General features: G+C 70.6%; 14 protein-coding genes. 9 read left to right on the top strand and 5 right to left on the bottom strand.

Annotation, left to right across the window (positions count from 1 at the left end):
- Positions 1–5: 5 nt before the first annotated feature.
- From ODE13_RS09095 to ODE13_RS09085, 3 genes are all read right to left on the bottom strand, one after another.
- Positions 6–665 (bottom strand): NADPH-dependent F420 reductase, encoded by a 660-nt coding sequence (locus ODE13_RS09095; RefSeq protein WP_322478986.1) that lies wholly within the window; start codon positions 663–665, stop codon positions 6–8.
- Between the two features lie 104 nt (positions 666–769).
- Positions 770–1,552, bottom strand: a complete 783-nt coding sequence (locus ODE13_RS09090; protein WP_322478985.1) for a hypothetical protein — start codon at positions 1,550–1,552, stop codon at positions 770–772.
- 87 nt (positions 1,553–1,639) lie between these two features.
- Positions 1,640–2,251 carry a LysE family translocator gene (locus ODE13_RS09085; protein ID WP_322478984.1) on the bottom strand — a complete coding sequence of 204 codons (612 nt, stop codon included), beginning with the start codon at positions 2,249–2,251 and terminating at the stop codon, positions 1,640–1,642.
- Between the two features lie 222 nt (positions 2,252–2,473).
- On the opposite strand from ODE13_RS09085, the gene ODE13_RS09080 reads away from it, so the two are divergent.
- From ODE13_RS09080 to purL, 6 genes are all read left to right on the top strand, one after another.
- Positions 2,474–3,511, top strand: a complete 1,038-nt coding sequence (locus tag ODE13_RS09080; protein ID WP_322478983.1) for an ABC transporter substrate-binding protein — start codon at positions 2,474–2,476, stop codon at positions 3,509–3,511.
- On the top strand, positions 3,504–4,568 hold the full coding sequence (locus ODE13_RS09075; protein WP_416210639.1) for a FecCD family ABC transporter permease: 1,065 nt from the start codon (positions 3,504–3,506) through the stop codon (positions 4,566–4,568). Before ODE13_RS09080 ends, ODE13_RS09075 begins: the two co-directional genes overlap by 8 nt.
- On the top strand, positions 4,565–5,287 hold the full coding sequence (locus tag ODE13_RS09070) for an ABC transporter ATP-binding protein (RefSeq protein ID WP_322478982.1): 723 nt from the start codon (positions 4,565–4,567) through the stop codon (positions 5,285–5,287). Before ODE13_RS09075 ends, ODE13_RS09070 begins: the two co-directional genes overlap by 4 nt.
- A gap of 251 nt (positions 5,288–5,538) precedes the next feature.
- Positions 5,539–5,790, top strand: a complete 252-nt coding sequence (purS, locus tag ODE13_RS09065) for a phosphoribosylformylglycinamidine synthase subunit PurS (RefSeq protein WP_179541987.1) — start codon at positions 5,539–5,541, stop codon at positions 5,788–5,790.
- Positions 5,790–6,581, top strand: a complete 792-nt coding sequence (purQ, locus tag ODE13_RS09060) for a phosphoribosylformylglycinamidine synthase subunit PurQ (RefSeq protein ID WP_322478981.1) — start codon at positions 5,790–5,792, stop codon at positions 6,579–6,581. Before purS ends, purQ begins: the two co-directional genes overlap by 1 nt.
- Positions 6,578–8,902, top strand: a complete 2,325-nt coding sequence (gene purL / locus ODE13_RS09055; RefSeq protein WP_322478980.1) for a phosphoribosylformylglycinamidine synthase subunit PurL — start codon at positions 6,578–6,580, stop codon at positions 8,900–8,902. The genes purQ and purL overlap by 4 nt, the downstream gene beginning before the upstream one ends.
- A 134-nt stretch (positions 8,903–9,036) precedes the next feature.
- Here the strand turns inward: purL and ODE13_RS09050 are convergent, their stop codons facing one another.
- Together ODE13_RS09050 and ODE13_RS09045 are read right to left on the bottom strand one after the other, a co-directional pair.
- Positions 9,037–10,065, bottom strand: a complete 1,029-nt coding sequence (locus ODE13_RS09050; protein ID WP_322478979.1) for a universal stress protein — start codon at positions 10,063–10,065, stop codon at positions 9,037–9,039.
- 69 nt (positions 10,066–10,134) lie between these two features.
- Positions 10,135–10,983, bottom strand: coding sequence for an aldo/keto reductase (locus tag ODE13_RS09045; protein ID WP_322478978.1), 849 nt, complete (start codon positions 10,981–10,983; stop codon positions 10,135–10,137).
- Between the two features lie 189 nt (positions 10,984–11,172).
- Between ODE13_RS09045 and ODE13_RS09040 the strand changes: the two genes are divergently transcribed.
- The 3 genes from ODE13_RS09040 to ODE13_RS09030 are packed head-to-tail and all read left to right on the top strand — an operon-like array spanning position 11,173 to position 14,209.
- Positions 11,173–11,796, top strand: coding sequence for a biotin transporter BioY (locus ODE13_RS09040; RefSeq protein WP_416210625.1), 624 nt, complete (start codon positions 11,173–11,175; stop codon positions 11,794–11,796).
- A complete protein-coding gene (locus ODE13_RS09035) occupies positions 11,793–13,028 on the top strand; it encodes a fatty acid--CoA ligase family protein (protein ID WP_322478977.1) in 1,236 nt (411 codons plus the stop codon). Before ODE13_RS09040 ends, ODE13_RS09035 begins: the two co-directional genes overlap by 4 nt.
- Positions 13,025–14,209, top strand: coding sequence for an acetyl-CoA C-acyltransferase (locus ODE13_RS09030; RefSeq protein ID WP_322478976.1), 1,185 nt, complete (start codon positions 13,025–13,027; stop codon positions 14,207–14,209). Before ODE13_RS09035 ends, ODE13_RS09030 begins: the two co-directional genes overlap by 4 nt.
- Positions 14,210–14,379 lie beyond the last annotated feature (170 nt).

Below are 14,379 nucleotides of genomic sequence, written 5' to 3'. Positions count from 1 at the left end.
ACCCCTCAGGCGTCGGCGAACACGCGCTGACACTCGGCGGCGAGCAGCGCGCGCATCTGCACGGCGGTGTGCCTGCCGTTGAAGATCTCTGTCCCGTTCTCGAACGACCTGCCCGCCGCCAGCGGGCCGGCGTCGACGGCGTCATAGCCGAGGCTGTCGACGAATCCGGCGACCAGCGCCTTGGCATCCTCGTGGTCCGAGGCGATCGCCAGCGCGCGACGGTTCGGGGCACCGGCTGCGTGGGAGTCGACCTCCAGGTCGCCGTAGCCGATGTGGTTCAGGGTCTTGACCAGGCGCACCTGGCCCATGAACTCCTCGATGACCTCGGAGGTGGAGCGGGCGCCGTCGAACTCCTCCATGAGCCCGTCCACCGGGGCCCAATAGTTCATCGTGTCGATGACCACGTGGCCCTGGAGGACCGCAGTGTCGATGCTGCGGTACTTGTGCAGGGGGACGGCCACGATGATGAGGTCTGCGCCGCGCAGGTCCTGCCGGTCCACCGCGGTGGCTCCCGGGACGATGACCTCGGTGAGCAGCCGGATGTCCTCGGCCGGGCGACCGGTGGCGATCCTCACCGTGTGTCCGGCGCGTACTGCCTGGCGCGCGACAGCAGTGCCCACCCGGCCGGCGCCGAGGACACCGATGGTCAGCGGCTGTGACGTCATCTCATGCTCCTGAGGGGATCGAAGAAAGTATTTCCAATTTGAAGTAACGGGTCGGGTGTCACTTTTGTTCCCCGGGGCGCTCGCCCCGGGCCCCTGGCTCAGCTTCAGCTGACCGGCTGCTCGGCCAGCCACTGCTCGAACGTCGTGGTGGCAACCACGTCGGGCGCCGTCGGGATGAGGCTGCCATCGCCGAGCGGAGTGCGGCCCATCGGGACGCGCAGCACCCGGGCCGCCTGCCGCGTACCGGCGTTGACCCGGGACGCGGCCCGCGCCAGGTCGATCTGCTCGGGCCCGCAGACCTCCACCGTGGCCGGGGGTGCGGTGCTGAGCGCCTGCTCCGCGACGACGTCTGCGGCCTCTGCTGCGGCCAACGGGCGGGAGACCATCCCCGGCACCACAGCAACCGGCCCCAGCCGCATCTGTTCGAGGAACGCTGGCAGCAGCTCGTACCACTGGGTGGTGCGCACGATGGAGACCCGACCGGCCGCCGACGGCGCGTCCCGGTACACCTGCTCCTGGATGGACTTCGCCTGGTAGTACCCCAACCACCGGTTCACGCGGGGCTCCCAGCAGTTGACGATCGACACGCACACGATCCGGGGCGGCGCCCCATCGCGGGTGGTCTCATCACCCAGGGCGGCGACCACGTTCTCCGCGGCTGCGCGGAAGAAGCGGACCGCAGGCCCAGCAGTCAGCGAAGGCCGGTTCAGGCAGTCGACGACGACGTCCACCCCCTCCAGAGCCTGTCGCAGAGCCTCAGCATCCAGGACGTCGACGCCGTCGGCGCGGCTGACCGGCACCACCTGCTGACCGGCGTCTTCGAGTCTGGCGCGCACCAGGGTCCCCATGACTCCCCCGGCTCCCAGGACGGCGATCCGCTGCGGCACTCTCGGCTCCTCTGTTCGGCGATGATCTGCTCCGAACACTCTCGGCCACCGCCGGGGCGCGGAGCGAGGGCTGCCGCCCGGCTCAGCTCACTGCAGCGCCACCCGCAGGCTGAGTCCACCCAGGGCCAGGCCGGTGACCGAGTCCAGCACGCGGCGCACGCGGCGGCGCTGCAGCCATCTCGAGGCGCTGTCGATCAGCAGGGTCAGCACCACGAGCTGGATCAGTCCCAGCACCGGCATGGTGCCGGCCATCAGCCCCAGCGCCCAGAGCGGCATCTCCGGATTCATGAACTGGGGGAACAGCGCCAGATAGAACATCAGCACCGCAGGGTTGGTGATGTTGGTCAGGAAGCCCTGCCGATAGCCGCGCGCGGAGACGCCGCTCTCCGCGAGCGTGGCGGTGTACTGCCCCTGCCAGGCCGAGCGCAGCGCCTGCAGCGCCAGCCAGGCCAGGTAGGCCACGCCGATCCAGCGGACGGTCTGCAGCACCGGCTGGGACTGGGAGATCAGCACGCCCAGCCCCGCGGCGGTCAGCACACCTTGGATCGCGACGGCGGTGGTGACCCCCAGCGCGGTGGCGACCCCACCGCGCCGCCCGCTCATGAGGGCGTTCTTCAGCACGACGGCGGTGTCCGAACCCGGGGTGATGATCACCAGGGCGGCGATCAGCAGGAAGCTGACGTAGGCGCTCCATTCCATGGGTGCCAGTATGCCCCTCCGTGGCGCCTCGTGCAGCGAGACGACGCCGTCCGGGGTCGCGGACCCTCGGCATCGACCAGGCCATGGGTCTCACGCCTCACATCCATCAAACATTCAGGTTTGACGTATTCCACTAAGGTCCGGCTAAACTCACGCTCTGGCATGGCCTCTGCCGCCTGCCGCCCACGTCAAGCACCCCGGGAGCACTTCATGAGGATCCAGATGATCACGAGCGTCGCCGTCGCAGCGGCCCTGGCGGTGACGATCACCGGCTGCGGACCGTCCGAGCCGGTGGCCGAGACCGATACGGGACAGGACGTCACCGCTGAGGGCTCCACCGAGTACCCGCTGACACTGGAGAACTGCGGCCGGGAGATCACGGTCGAGGCCCCGCCGGAGCGAGTGGTCTCCCTGGATCAGAACTCCACTGAGATCCTGCTGTCGCTGGGCCTGGAGGACCGGATCGTCGGCACGGCGTCCTGGACAGACCCGGTGCTTCCCGCACTGGCCGAGGCCGAGGAGGACGTGCCTCGCCTCTCCGACGACGCCCCCACCTATGAGGTCGTCCTCGACACCGATCCAGACCTCATCACCGCGTCCTTCGGACGCCACTTCACCCAGGAGGGAGGGGTGGCGTCCCGCGAACGCTTCTCCGAGACCGGCATGGAGTCCTACCTCTCCCCCACAGACTGTGAGGACGGCACCTCCATCAACGGAGGCAGCAGCCGCACACGGATGCTGGAGATCGAGACGCTCTACACCGAGATCCGCGAACTGGCCGAGATCTTCGACGTCCCGTCCCGTGGTGAGAAGCTGGTGGAGGACCTCCAGGAGCGTGCGGACAGCGCCCTCGACGGCGTCGACGCGGACGGCCTCACCGTCGCCTTCTGGTTCGCCGACACCCGCACCCCGTACATGGCCGGCGGGTACGGCTCCGCTGCGCGTCTGGCCGAGATGTCGGGCTTGGAGAACGTGCTCGCTGACACCCCCGACGACTGGCCCGCCGTCGGCTGGGAGACCGTCGTCGAGAAGGACCCCGACGTGCTCGTGCTGGGCGACCTCCAGCGCGCCCGCTTCCCCGGAGACCTGCTCGAGGACAAGGTCGAGTTCCTCGGATCGGACCCGCTCACCAGGACCCTGGACGCCGTCGAGGAGGAGGACTACATCGCGCTGCACGGTGCGGAGATGAATCCCTCGATCCGGTTCGTCGACGGCCTGGAGAAGATCAGTGAGTTCCTGAAGGAGCGGGACGCTGAGTAGCATCGCTGCTCCGCCGGCCACCGGGCCCACGCTGCGTGCACGCGCCGCGGTCACCGGGACGACGCTGACCCTGGCGGGGCTGACGGTGCTGGCCCTCTCCATCGGCGTCGCCGTCACGCTCGGGCCCGCCGACGTCTCGCTGGTCAACGTCCGCGACATCGTCCTCAACCATCTCGCGGGCGCGCAGATCCCGGTGCGTCCCTCCGAGGACGCCATCGTCTGGCAGGAGCGGCTCCCCAGGGCCCTGGTCGCGGCGGCCTGCGGTGCAGGCCTGGGCCTGTGCGGGACCATCATGCAGTCGCTGCTGCGCAATCCGCTGGCCGACCCCTACGTGCTGGGCGTCTCCTCAGGTGCCTCCACCGGAGCCGTCCTCGTCGGGGTCCTCGGCCTGGGAGGCGCCGCATTGGGTCTCTCCGGCGGGGCTTTCCTCGGCGCGCTCATCGCCTTCGCCCTCGTGCTGACATTGGCACGGATGGCGGGCGGAGGGCATGACCGGGTGGTGCTCGCCGGGGTGGCCAGCACTCAGCTCTTCTCAGCGGTGACCTCGCTGATCGTCTTCGCGTTCGCCGACTCGGACGGCACCCGCGGGATCATGTTCTGGCTCCTGGGATCCCTGGAAGGGGTGCGCTGGCCCGACGTCATGCTGTGCACGGCCGTGGTGCTCACCGGCACGCTGATCTGTCTGCGCTGCGCCCATATGCTGGACGCCTTCGCCTTCGGCGACGAAGTCGCGGCCTCTCTGGGGCTCTCTGTGCGCCGAGTGCGCCTGGGCCTGCTGCTGCTGACCGCGCTGATGACCGCCACGTTGGTCAGCGTGGCGGGCGCGATCGGATTCGTCGGGCTGGTCCTCCCGCACGCCGCGCGGCTGCTGGTCGGCACCCGGCACGTCCGGCTGGTCCCGACGACAGCGGTGCTGGGGGCCATCTTCATGGTATGGGTCGACGCCGGCTCACGGATCGTCTTCGCCCCGACTCCGCTGCCGGTCGGGGTGGGCACGGCGCTGGTCGGGGTCCCAGTGTTCATCGTCCTGCTCGCACGTCGCCGGAGGGCCGCATGAGTCTGCACGCCGAGAACGTCAGCTGGACCCGCGGAGGCTCCCTGGTCGTCGACGGGGTCACGCTGCGCCCCGCCGCGGGGGACACTGTGGGACTGCTGGGTCCCAACGGGTCGGGCAAGTCCTCCCTGCTGCGCCTGATGCACGGGATCGTGAAGCCGTCCTCAGGAGCGGTGCTGCTCGACGGCGAGGCGCTCGCCTCGGTGCCGCGACGTCGGCTCGCCCGCACGGTTGCGGTGGTGGGTCAGCATGCGGAGACGGACACGGACATCCGCGTGGAGGATGTGGTCCGGCTCGGCAGGATTCCGCACCGCGGCGCCTGGGGCGGGGATCCCTCCGCCGACGCCGAGGCCGTCGCTGTCGCGCTGGAGCACACCGGGCTGCAGGAGAAGGCGGACCGGCTGTGGCATACCCTCTCCGGTGGTGAGCGGCAGCGGGCGCAGATCGCCCGGGCGCTGGCCCAACAGCCCAGCGAGCTGCTGCTGGACGAGCCCACCAATCACCTGGACATCCGGCATCAGCTCGAGCTGCTCAGCCTGGTGACGCGGCTGCCGGTCACCTCCGTGGTGGCCCTGCATGACCTCAACCTGGCCGCGATGTTCTGCGACCAGCTCGTGGTCCTGCAGCAGGGGGGCAGTGGTCGCCGGCGGCGCACCGCACGAGGTGCTCACACCCGAGCTGATCGCCGCGGTGTACGAGGTCGAGGCAGAGGTGCATCATGACCCCGGCCGCGGACGGGTGGTCGTCTCCTTCGAACCGACGGCGGCGCTCACCGGAGCCCGCGGCTGACCCGGCCTTGAGGCCGCTGGACAGCCGGTAGACTGGGTCGGCAAGCTCGCGGAGCGCCTGTGTCCGCCGTCGTCCTCACGACGGCGTCTTCGGGCGTGAGACGGCATCTGACCGCTGCGCCCCGGCAGGGCCCCAGTGCTGTCCGCGGGCACGTTCACCCGCATACAAGCACAGGAGAGACCCCATGCCGCGCATCGTCGTCGAGGTCATGCCCAAACCTGAGATCCTCGACCCGCAGGGCAAAGCCATCGCGTCTGCCCTCCCCCACCTCGGCTTCGAGGACTTCTCCGCGGTCCGCCAGGGGAAGCGATTCGAGCTGACCGTCGAGGGCGAGGTCACCGACGAGGCCCTCGCGCAGGCTCGCCGGGCCGCGGAGGAGATGCTCTCCAACCCGGTCATCGAGGACGTCGTGGACGTGCGGGTGGAGGAGTCCTGATGGCAGAGACGCCCCTGATCGGCGACCTCGGCGCCTCCCCTGCCGGCGCAGCCCTGGACGGCGCCCGCATCGGCGTCGTCACCTTCCCCGGGACCCTGGACGACCGCGACGCCGCCCGCGCGGTCCGCCTCGCCGGCGCTCACGCGGTGCCCCTCTGGCATGCCGACGACACGCTCGCCGAGGTGGACGCCGTCGTCGTCCCCGGTGGATTCTCCTACGGCGACTATCTGCGCGCCGGGGCGATCTCCCGCTTCGCCCCGCTGATGAGCCGCCTGACCGAGGCGGCGACGGCGAGCACCGGCGCTGCGCTGCCGGTGCTGGGCATCTGCAACGGGTTCCAGATCCTCACCGAGGCCCACCTGCTGCCGGGCTCGATGATCAAGAACGACCACCTGAAGTTCCGCTGCGCCGATCAGGTGCTGCGCGTGGAGAACACCTCCACCGCCTGGACGAGCCAGTTCACCGCGGACGAGCTGATCACCGTCCCGCTGAAGAACCAGGACGGCCAGTACGTCGCCGACGAGGGCACCCTCGCCCGGCTGGAGGGTGAGGGGCGCGTGGTGTTCCGCTACGTGGGCGCCAACCCGAACGGCTCCCGTCATGACATCGCCGGCATCAGCAATGCCGGAGGCAACGTGGTGGGCCTCATGCCGCATCCGGAGCACGCGGTGGAGGCCGGTTACGGCTCCGAGGACTCCACCGGCATGCGCAACGGCACCGACGGGCTGACCGTGTTCACCTCCGTCCTCTCTTCCCTCGCCGGATCCGACGCTGCAGGAGACTCCAAGTGAGCGAATTCAACATCGACACCGTCGAGCACGCCGCCTCGACCCCTGAGACCGAACTCCCCTGGGCCGAGCTGGGCCTGAAGGAAGACGAATACGCCCGCATCCATGAGATCCTCGGGCGGCGTCCGACGGCGGCGGAGCTGGCCATGTACTCGGTCATGTGGTCCGAGCACTGCTCCTACAAGTCCTCCAAGGTCCACCTGCGCCAGTTCGGTGAGAAGGTCACCGAGGACATGAAGAAGGACCTGATGGTCGGCATCGGGGAGAACGCCGGGGTCACCGACCTCGGTGACGGCTGGGCCGTGACCTTCAAGATCGAGTCGCACAACCACCCCTCCTATGTGGAGCCCTACCAGGGTGCGGCTACGGGCATCGGCGGCATCGTCCGCGACATCATCTCCATGGGTGCCCGCCCGGTGGCGGTGATGGACCCGCTGCGCTTCGGCGACATCGACCACCCCGACACGCGACGCGTGCTGCCGGGCGTGGTCTCCGGCATCGGCGGCTACGGGAACTCCTTGGGCCTGCCGAACATCGGCGGGGAGGTCGTCTTCGACTCCGTCTACCAGCAGAACCCGCTGGTCAACGCCCTGGCGGTGGGCGTGATGCGCCATGAGGACCTGCGCCTGGCCAACGCCTCCGGCGTGGGCAACAAGGTGGTGCTCTTCGGCGCCCGCACCGGCGGTGACGGCATCGGCGGCGCCTCCGTGCTGGCCTCGGAGTCCTTCGACGACACCAAGCCCTCGAAGCGTCCGGCCGTGCAGGTGGGCGACCCGTTCTCCGAGAAGGTGCTCATCGAATGCTGCCTGGAGCTCTTCCACGGCGAGCTCGTCGAAGGCATCCAGGACCTCGGTGCGGCAGGCATCTCCTGTGCCACCAGTGAGCTGGCCTCCAACGGCGAGGGCGGCATGCACGTGGAGCTGACCGATGTGCTGCTGCGCGACCCCTCCCTGACTCCGGGCGAGATCCTGATGTCCGAGTCCCAGGAGCGCATGATGGCCGTGGTCACCCCGGCCAACGCCGAGGCCTTCGAGCAGGTCATGGCCAAGTGGGATGTGGAGTATTCCTGGCTGGGCGAGGTCACCGACACCGGTCGGCTGATCATCGAGTGGGACGGCGAGACGATCGTCGACGTCGATCCGCGCACCGTCGCCCATGACGGCCCTGTCTACGAGCGTCCCTTTCAGCGTCCCTCGTGGCAGGATGCGCTGCAGGCCGACACCTTCCGCTCCTCCGAGTCCAGCAGGGCCCTCCCGGACAACGGCGAGGAGCTGAGTGCGGCGGTCGTGGAGCTGATGTCCTCGCCGAATATGGCCGACACCTCCTGGATCACCGACCAGTACGACAGGTTCGTGGGCGGCAACACGGCACTCTCCCAGCCGGACGACGCCGGGGTGGTCCGCGTGGACGAGACCACCGGCCTGGGCGTGGGGCTCTCCACCGACTGCAACGCCCGCTACACCTACCTTGACCCCTACACCGGGGCGCAGCTCTCCCTGGCCGAGGCCTACCGCAATGTGTCCACCTCGGGGGCCATCCCCAAAGCCGTCTCGGACTGCCTGAACTTCGGCTCCCCGGAGGACCCGGAGGTCATGTGGCAGTTCGCCGAGGCCGTGCGTGGACTGGCCGACGGCTGCCAGGAGCTGGGCATCCCGGTCACCGGCGGCAATGTCTCCCTGTACAACCAGACGGCGGGCCGGGCCATCCACCCGACCCCGGTGGTGGGTGTGCTGGGCAGCTTCGACGACGTCGCCCGCCGCACCCCCTCGGGCTTCCAGCGCTGGGCCGACGGCCAGGCGATCTACCTGCTGGGTGTGACCCGCGACGAGCTGGACGGCTCCGAGTTCGCCCGGCTGCGGGGACACCTCGGCGGGGTGCCCCCGCAGGTGAACCTGGCGGCGGAGAAGACGCTGGGCGAGATCCTCATCAACGCCTCGCGGGACGGCATGATCGACGCCGCCCATGACCTCTCCGAGGGCGGCCTGGCGGCGGGACTGGCGGAGATGAGCCTGCGCTTCGGCGTCGGCTCACGGGTGGCTGTGGACGGGATCTGCGAGCGCGACGGCGTCGACGCCTTCGCTGCGCTGTTCAGCGAGTCTCAGGCCCGCGCCGTCGTCGCGCTGCCCCGCTCCGAGGAGGTGCGCTTCACCGACATGACCACCGCCCGGGGCTTCGCCGCCCTGCGGATCGGCGTGGTGGACGCACAGTCCGGGACCATCGAGGTCGCCGGTCCGTTCGACGGCGGCTCGTTCACCCTGGGGATCGATGAGCTGCGCGAGACGTGGAGCTCGGTCATCCCGTCACGGTTCGCCGCGGAGGTCTGAACCTCCCACCCCTGCATCGAGTGGCCACGAATCACGGCATCTGGGACCCCGACACGGCGTGTCATCCCGGAGATCCCGTGATTCGTGGCCACTCGGCGTCTGGAGACGTCGTCTCGACCCGTCACCCGCAGAGCTCAGCGCTTGTGCATCCGAGGGTGGTCCCCCACATCCGCGCCACCCTCCTGGGAGACGATCATCAGAGGGCCCTGGGCGTGGTGCATCGTCGAGGAGGAGGTCGAACCCACCAGCATGCCGACGAATCCGCCGTGCCCGCGCGTCCCGACGACGGTCAGCTGGGAGGTCTTGGAAGCCTCCACCATCACTGTCGCAGCGGCCCCGTCGACGACGGATATCGACACATCCACATCTGGACGCCGTCCCCGGAGCCAGGTGGCGTCCTCCTCCAGCTGACCGGTGAGCTGGTCACGCGCCTCCTGCACCTGAGCCTCCAACGGCGCCCAGGTCATGACGTCTGCTGCCATGGGCGGCAGCGCGCTCAGAAGCCTCAGGGGAACGCCGAGGGATTCCGCCCAGGCCGCCGCTTCCAGGGCGGCGACCAGACTGTGGGCCGACCCGTCGACACCCACCGACACCGGTGCTTGAGCGTCCGGCTCCGCGTCGCCGGCATCTGTGGAGTGGGGGACTATCACCACGGGGCAGTGCGACCGCGACGGCAGGCTCGCCGAGGTGGACCCCAGCAGCATGCCGGTGAACCCTCCGCGCCCGCGGGTACCCACGACGATGACGTCGGCGTTTCTGGAGTGGAGGGCCAGCGCCTGCCCCGCCGGGCCACGCTCCACGATGGTCCTGACGTCACCGCGTGTGGCGTCAGCCGTGGAGAGCGCGCGCCGCAGGATCCCTTCACCCTCATGTTTGAGGGCCTTCTCATCCACCACTGGCTGGCCGTAGGAGGCGGCGTTGATCGCGTAGGGGGACATCGTGTAGGCGAACACGGCGGTCAGCGGCACGCCGCGGGCCGAGGCGAGGGCGGCCCCCAGCCTCAGTGCGCGGTCTGCATGGGCCGAGCCGTCGACGCCGACGACCACCCCATGGCGGGTACCCTGAGCGTCGTCCGGCAGGTGTTCTTCAGTGGTGGCGTTCATCTCCAGCAGCTCCTTCTCTCGGGCCACGGTGATCGAGGTCACCGCAGTCGTCCCGAGCATAGGCTCGTCCCACCTGGACCACCAGGGTCACTGTGCCTCGATGGAGAGCGAGGAGGGCCGGCCGGCGGTTCAGAACTCCTCGTATACCGCGGGGTCCTGACCCTTCAGCCGTCCGTCCTCTCGGGCCAGCGTGGCGATCCGGCCCAGCTGCTCCTGGGTGAGCTCGAAGTCGTAGAGCGCCAGGTTCTCCCGCTGACGAGTAAGGTCGGCCGACTTCGGCAGGGGGATGGTGCCGCGCGTCAGGTGCCAGCGCAGGATCACCTGCACCGGGCTGCGGCCGAGCTCCTCGGCGATCTTCGTGACCACCGGCTCCTGCTGCAGCTGAGAGTTCCGGCCCACCGGGCTCCAGGCCTCGACGGCGATCCCGTGCTCGTGGTTCCAGGCGATGTCCTCGTCCTGCGGGAACCAGGGGTGGATCTCGATCTGGTTCACGCTCGGGGTCACGCCCGTCTCCTCGGTCAGTCGGGTGAGGTGCTCGGGCAGGAAGTTGCTGACCCCGATGGACCGCAGCAGCCCTCTTTCGCGCAGCTCGATCAGTGTCTGCCAGGCCTCCACATAGGTGTCCTGCTTCGGGTTGGGCCAGTGGATCAGGTACAGGTCGAAGTGATCCAGGCCTGCCCGGTAGAGAGACTCTTCCACGGCCTTCACCGCCTGATCGCGGCGATGGTAGCGTCCCGGCAGCTTGGAGGTCACACGCAGCTCGTCACGGGAGATCCCCGAGGCGACGATGCCGGCACCGACCGCCCCTTCGTTCTCATAGTTGTAGGCGGTGTCCAGCAGCCGGTACCCGGAGCGGATGCCGGCCGCGATGGACTCCGCGCCGGCGGTCCCGCGCAGCTGGTACGTCCCGAGGCCGAGCTCCGGGAGGGTAGTGCCGTCGTTGAGGGTGCGGTGCGGGACAGGGGTCGACTCAGTCATGCGCTCAGGCTCCTTCTCAGGCGAGGACGGGGCGGGGCGTTCAGCCCCGCGCCTCCCATCCTGCCACTCCCATCCTGCCGCTGCCACGCTGTCTGGGACATCCCGGCGCCAGTCGGACTGCTAGCATTTGAACACTGTTCAACTCAGCGAGGTGGTCTCGGTTCGGCCGGACCCAGGAGGAGCCGCACCATGGAGACACTGGATCACACCGCCACCGGTGGCCGCACGTCCGCCCCGAGGGCGACGGCGCCCACCGCCTCGGCCCGAAATCTGGCCCAGATCGCCATGTTCGCCGGTCTGATCGCCGTTCTGGGGCTCCCCGGAGCCATCCCGGTGATGGGCATGGCGGTGCCGGTCACCGCTCAGACGCTGGGGGTGATGCTGGCCGGAGCCATCTTGGGGCCCTGGCGAGGCGCCGCGGCGGTGATCGTGTTCAACACCGTGGTCGCCATGGGGCTGCCGCTGCTGGCCGGAGGACGCGGCGGCCTGGGGGTCTTCTTCGGCCCCAGCGCCGGGTACCTGGTGGGCTGGGTGGCCGGCGCCGCCGTCATCGGGCTGATGGTCCACGGGCTGCGCCGCACAGGCCGGACCCGCCCCACCTGGCCCCGGGTGCTGCTCGGGTGCCTGCTGGGCGGCATCGTGGCCATCTACGCGCTGGGCATCCCGGTGCAGGCGCTCGTCACCGGGCTCGGCCTGCAGGAGACCGCCCTGCTCGCGGCAGCGTTCCTGCCCGGGGATCTGCTCAAGGTGCTGCTGGCCACCCTGGTGACCCTCTCGCTGCGCCGCGCCTACCCGCAGGCCTTCGACCGATGACCACGCCGAGCGCAGATGCCCAGGAGCGCGCCGCGCCGCCTCCTCCCCCACGGATCCGACCCCTCCGCGGAGAGGACCACACCGCCGTCCTGGAGGCCGCGCTGAGGGCCCGGGCCGCAGGCCAGGTGCCGCTGGTCGGTGATGCCCGGTGGACCGAGGAGCACTGGCAGGCGGTGGTCGCCGCCGTCGGGTCCGCTGATCTGCCGGCTGAGGCGGCCTGGGCCGCCTTCACCTCGGGCAGCACCGGAAGGCCGCGGGCGGTGCTGCGCAGCGCCGCCTCCTGGGAGGTCTCCTTCCCCGTCATCGATGAGGCCCTCGACGTCGGCGCCGGGGACTGCATGCTCATCCCGGTGCATCCGGTCTCTTCGATGGCGCTGTATGCCGCCGCCCATGCCGACTCTCGCGGCCTGCGCTGGAGCACGCCGGCCGGCGCCCGGCTCCGCGCGGCGGACCTGGTCGGGCCCACGCTGCTCCACGGCACTCCGACGCATCTGCAGGATCTGGTCGCGCTGCTGGAGAACGGGGCACGGAGCAGCCTGCGGGCGGTGCTGATCGGCGGGGCGCGGGTCGACGAAGGACTGGCGGCCCGCGCCCGGGTGCTGGGGCTGCATCTGGTCAGCTATTTCGGTGCCGCGGAGCTCTCGCTGGTGGCGATGGACCATGGGAATGGGCTGCGCCCGGTGCCCGGCGTGGACGTCGAGGTCCGGGACCACGAACTGTGGGTCCGCACCGAGCAGCTGGCGCTGACCACGATCGGCGAGGGCGGGTCGCTGCGGCGTGACGGAGAGTGGGCCACGGTCGGCGACCGGGCCTCACTCTCTGAGGACGGGGTCATCCACCTGCACGGACGTGCCGATGATGCCATCCTCACCGGGGGTGCCACGGTCATCCCGGCCGACGTCGAGACCTGGCTGGAGGGCCTGGACGAGGTCGACGCCGCCCTGGTGCTCGGCGAACCGCACCCCGTGCTGGGGCGGCTTGTAGTGGCCTGCGTCGAACCGGCTCCCGGGGTCGCCCTTGATCCACGAGCCCTCGAGGCGGCGTCCCGAGGCGCCCTCACCGCGGCTCAGCGGCCGAGGAAGTGGAGGATCCTCACGGAGCTGCCGCGCACCGCCTCCGGGAAGGTCCGTCGCCTCACCCCGGAACAGGCCTTCGCCCTCCCCCAGGCCCCGGCACCGGCCCTGGCACCAACCCCGACGGTCTCCTCCGTCGTGCCGGAGGACCGCCCATGAGCATCACCGGCGCGCGGCACAGTGCAGCCATCGGCGAGGCAGCCACCGGGGAGGCAGCGGCTGGCGAGGTCGCCCTGGTGGCGGGGCTGCGCACGCCGATCACCGGACGCTCCCGCGCGCTGGCCTCCCTGGAGGCCCATGAGCTGGCCGGGCACGTGCTGGCCGGTGTCGCCCGCGCCTCCGCGCGCGTGCCGAAAGCCGTCGTCCTGGGCAACTGCACCGGCCCGGGCGGGAACCTGGGGCGGGTCGCCGCGCTGGGCGCCAGGTTCGGACAGTCCTGTGTGGGCTGGGGCGTGGACGCCCAGTGCGGCTCCGGCCTGGTGGCGGTGATGCAGGCGGCCGATCACGTGCGCCGCACCGGGGAACCGGCCGCGGCCGGCGGAGTGGAGAGCCCCTCCACGGCACCTCGGCGGCTGAAAGACGGCACGCCGATCCGCCAGGCACCGTTCGCTCCCCCGGGATTTCCTGATCCGGACATGACGACGGCGGCAGATGACCTCGCCGCCGTCCGCGGCATCACCCGGGGCCGGCAGGAGGCCTTCGCGCGGCGCAGCCACGAGCTGGCGCTGGCCTCCGGTGCGCTGCTCCATGCAGAGACCCTCCCCCTCCAGGACGCCGACGACGACGGCCCGCGCCGCCTCTCTGCCGGGGCCCTGGCCCGTTTCCGCCCCCTGCTGGACGCGCCCACGGCGACCGTCACTCCGGCCACCGCCGCCCGCATCGCCGACGGTGCGGCGGCCATCATGCTGGTCCCGGCGAAGGAGGCCCAGGGCCCGCACCTGGTGATCCGGGGGCAGTCTCTCGTGGGCGGGGATCCAGCGCTGCCCGGACTGGCCGCCGCTCCCGCGGTGCATGCCGTGCTGGCACAGGCTGGCGCCGTCGTCGGGGATCTGACCGCTGTGGAGGTGGTGGAGGCCTATGCCTCCCAGGCACTGGCGACGCTGGATGACCTCGGTCTGACCGGAGGCACGGGTGAGGGCGACGTGGAGGATGACGTGGACCCACGGGTCAATGCGGCCGGCGGGGCGCTGGCACTGGGGCATCCGTGGGGTGCCTCAGGGGCGGTGGCGCTGGTGCGGCTGCTGCACCGACTCATGGAGTCCCCGCCGGGGGCCCTGGGCGTGGCCACGTGCGCGGTGGCCGGCGGAATGGGGGCGGCAGTGCTGGTCGAACGGAGGTGATCGTGCTGTCACCGACCCGGGGTCTGGCCTGCCTCATCGCCGACGCCAACTGTTTCAGCGCGTCGTGCCACGCCGCGCGCGCCATGCTGACAGTGCCAGGCCAGCTGAGACCGGTGTCCAGATGGCCCGCTCGGGCCGAGATGGCGAGAGCCCATTGACGACGACGGCCA

The sequence above is a fragment of the Nesterenkonia sp. HG001 genome, assembly GCF_034438835.1.
In the GTDB taxonomy this organism is placed as follows: Bacteria; Actinomycetota; Actinomycetes; order Actinomycetales; family Micrococcaceae; genus Nesterenkonia; species Nesterenkonia xinjiangensis.
Note: the sequence above shows the minus strand (reverse complement) of the source record. Positions and strands in the feature narration are given on the sequence as shown.

Coding starts and splice junctions, on each gene's coding strand:
- ODE13_RS09095 (WP_322478986.1), bottom strand. CDS start 665: ATGACGTCACAGCCGCTGACCATCGGTGTCCTCGGCGCCGGCCGGGTG.
- ODE13_RS09085 (WP_322478984.1), bottom strand. CDS start 2,251: ATGGAATGGAGCGCCTACGTCAGCTTCCTGCTGATCGCCGCCCTGGTG.
- ODE13_RS09080 (WP_322478983.1), top strand. CDS start 2,474: ATGATCACGAGCGTCGCCGTCGCAGCGGCCCTGGCGGTGACGATCACC.
- ODE13_RS09070 (WP_322478982.1), top strand. CDS start 4,565: ATGAGTCTGCACGCCGAGAACGTCAGCTGGACCCGCGGAGGCTCCCTG.
- purS (WP_179541987.1), top strand. CDS start 5,539: ATGCCGCGCATCGTCGTCGAGGTCATGCCCAAACCTGAGATCCTCGAC.
- purQ (WP_322478981.1), top strand. CDS start 5,790: ATGGCAGAGACGCCCCTGATCGGCGACCTCGGCGCCTCCCCTGCCGGC.
- ODE13_RS09050 (WP_322478979.1), bottom strand. CDS start 10,065: ATGCTCGGGACGACTGCGGTGACCTCGATCACCGTGGCCCGAGAGAAG.
- ODE13_RS09045 (WP_322478978.1), bottom strand. CDS start 10,983: ATGACTGAGTCGACCCCTGTCCCGCACCGCACCCTCAACGACGGCACT.
- ODE13_RS09040 (WP_416210625.1), top strand. CDS start 11,173: ATGGAGACACTGGATCACACCGCCACCGGTGGCCGCACGTCCGCCCCG.
- ODE13_RS09035 (WP_322478977.1), top strand. CDS start 11,793: ATGACCACGCCGAGCGCAGATGCCCAGGAGCGCGCCGCGCCGCCTCCT.
- ODE13_RS09030 (WP_322478976.1), top strand. CDS start 13,025: ATGAGCATCACCGGCGCGCGGCACAGTGCAGCCATCGGCGAGGCAGCC.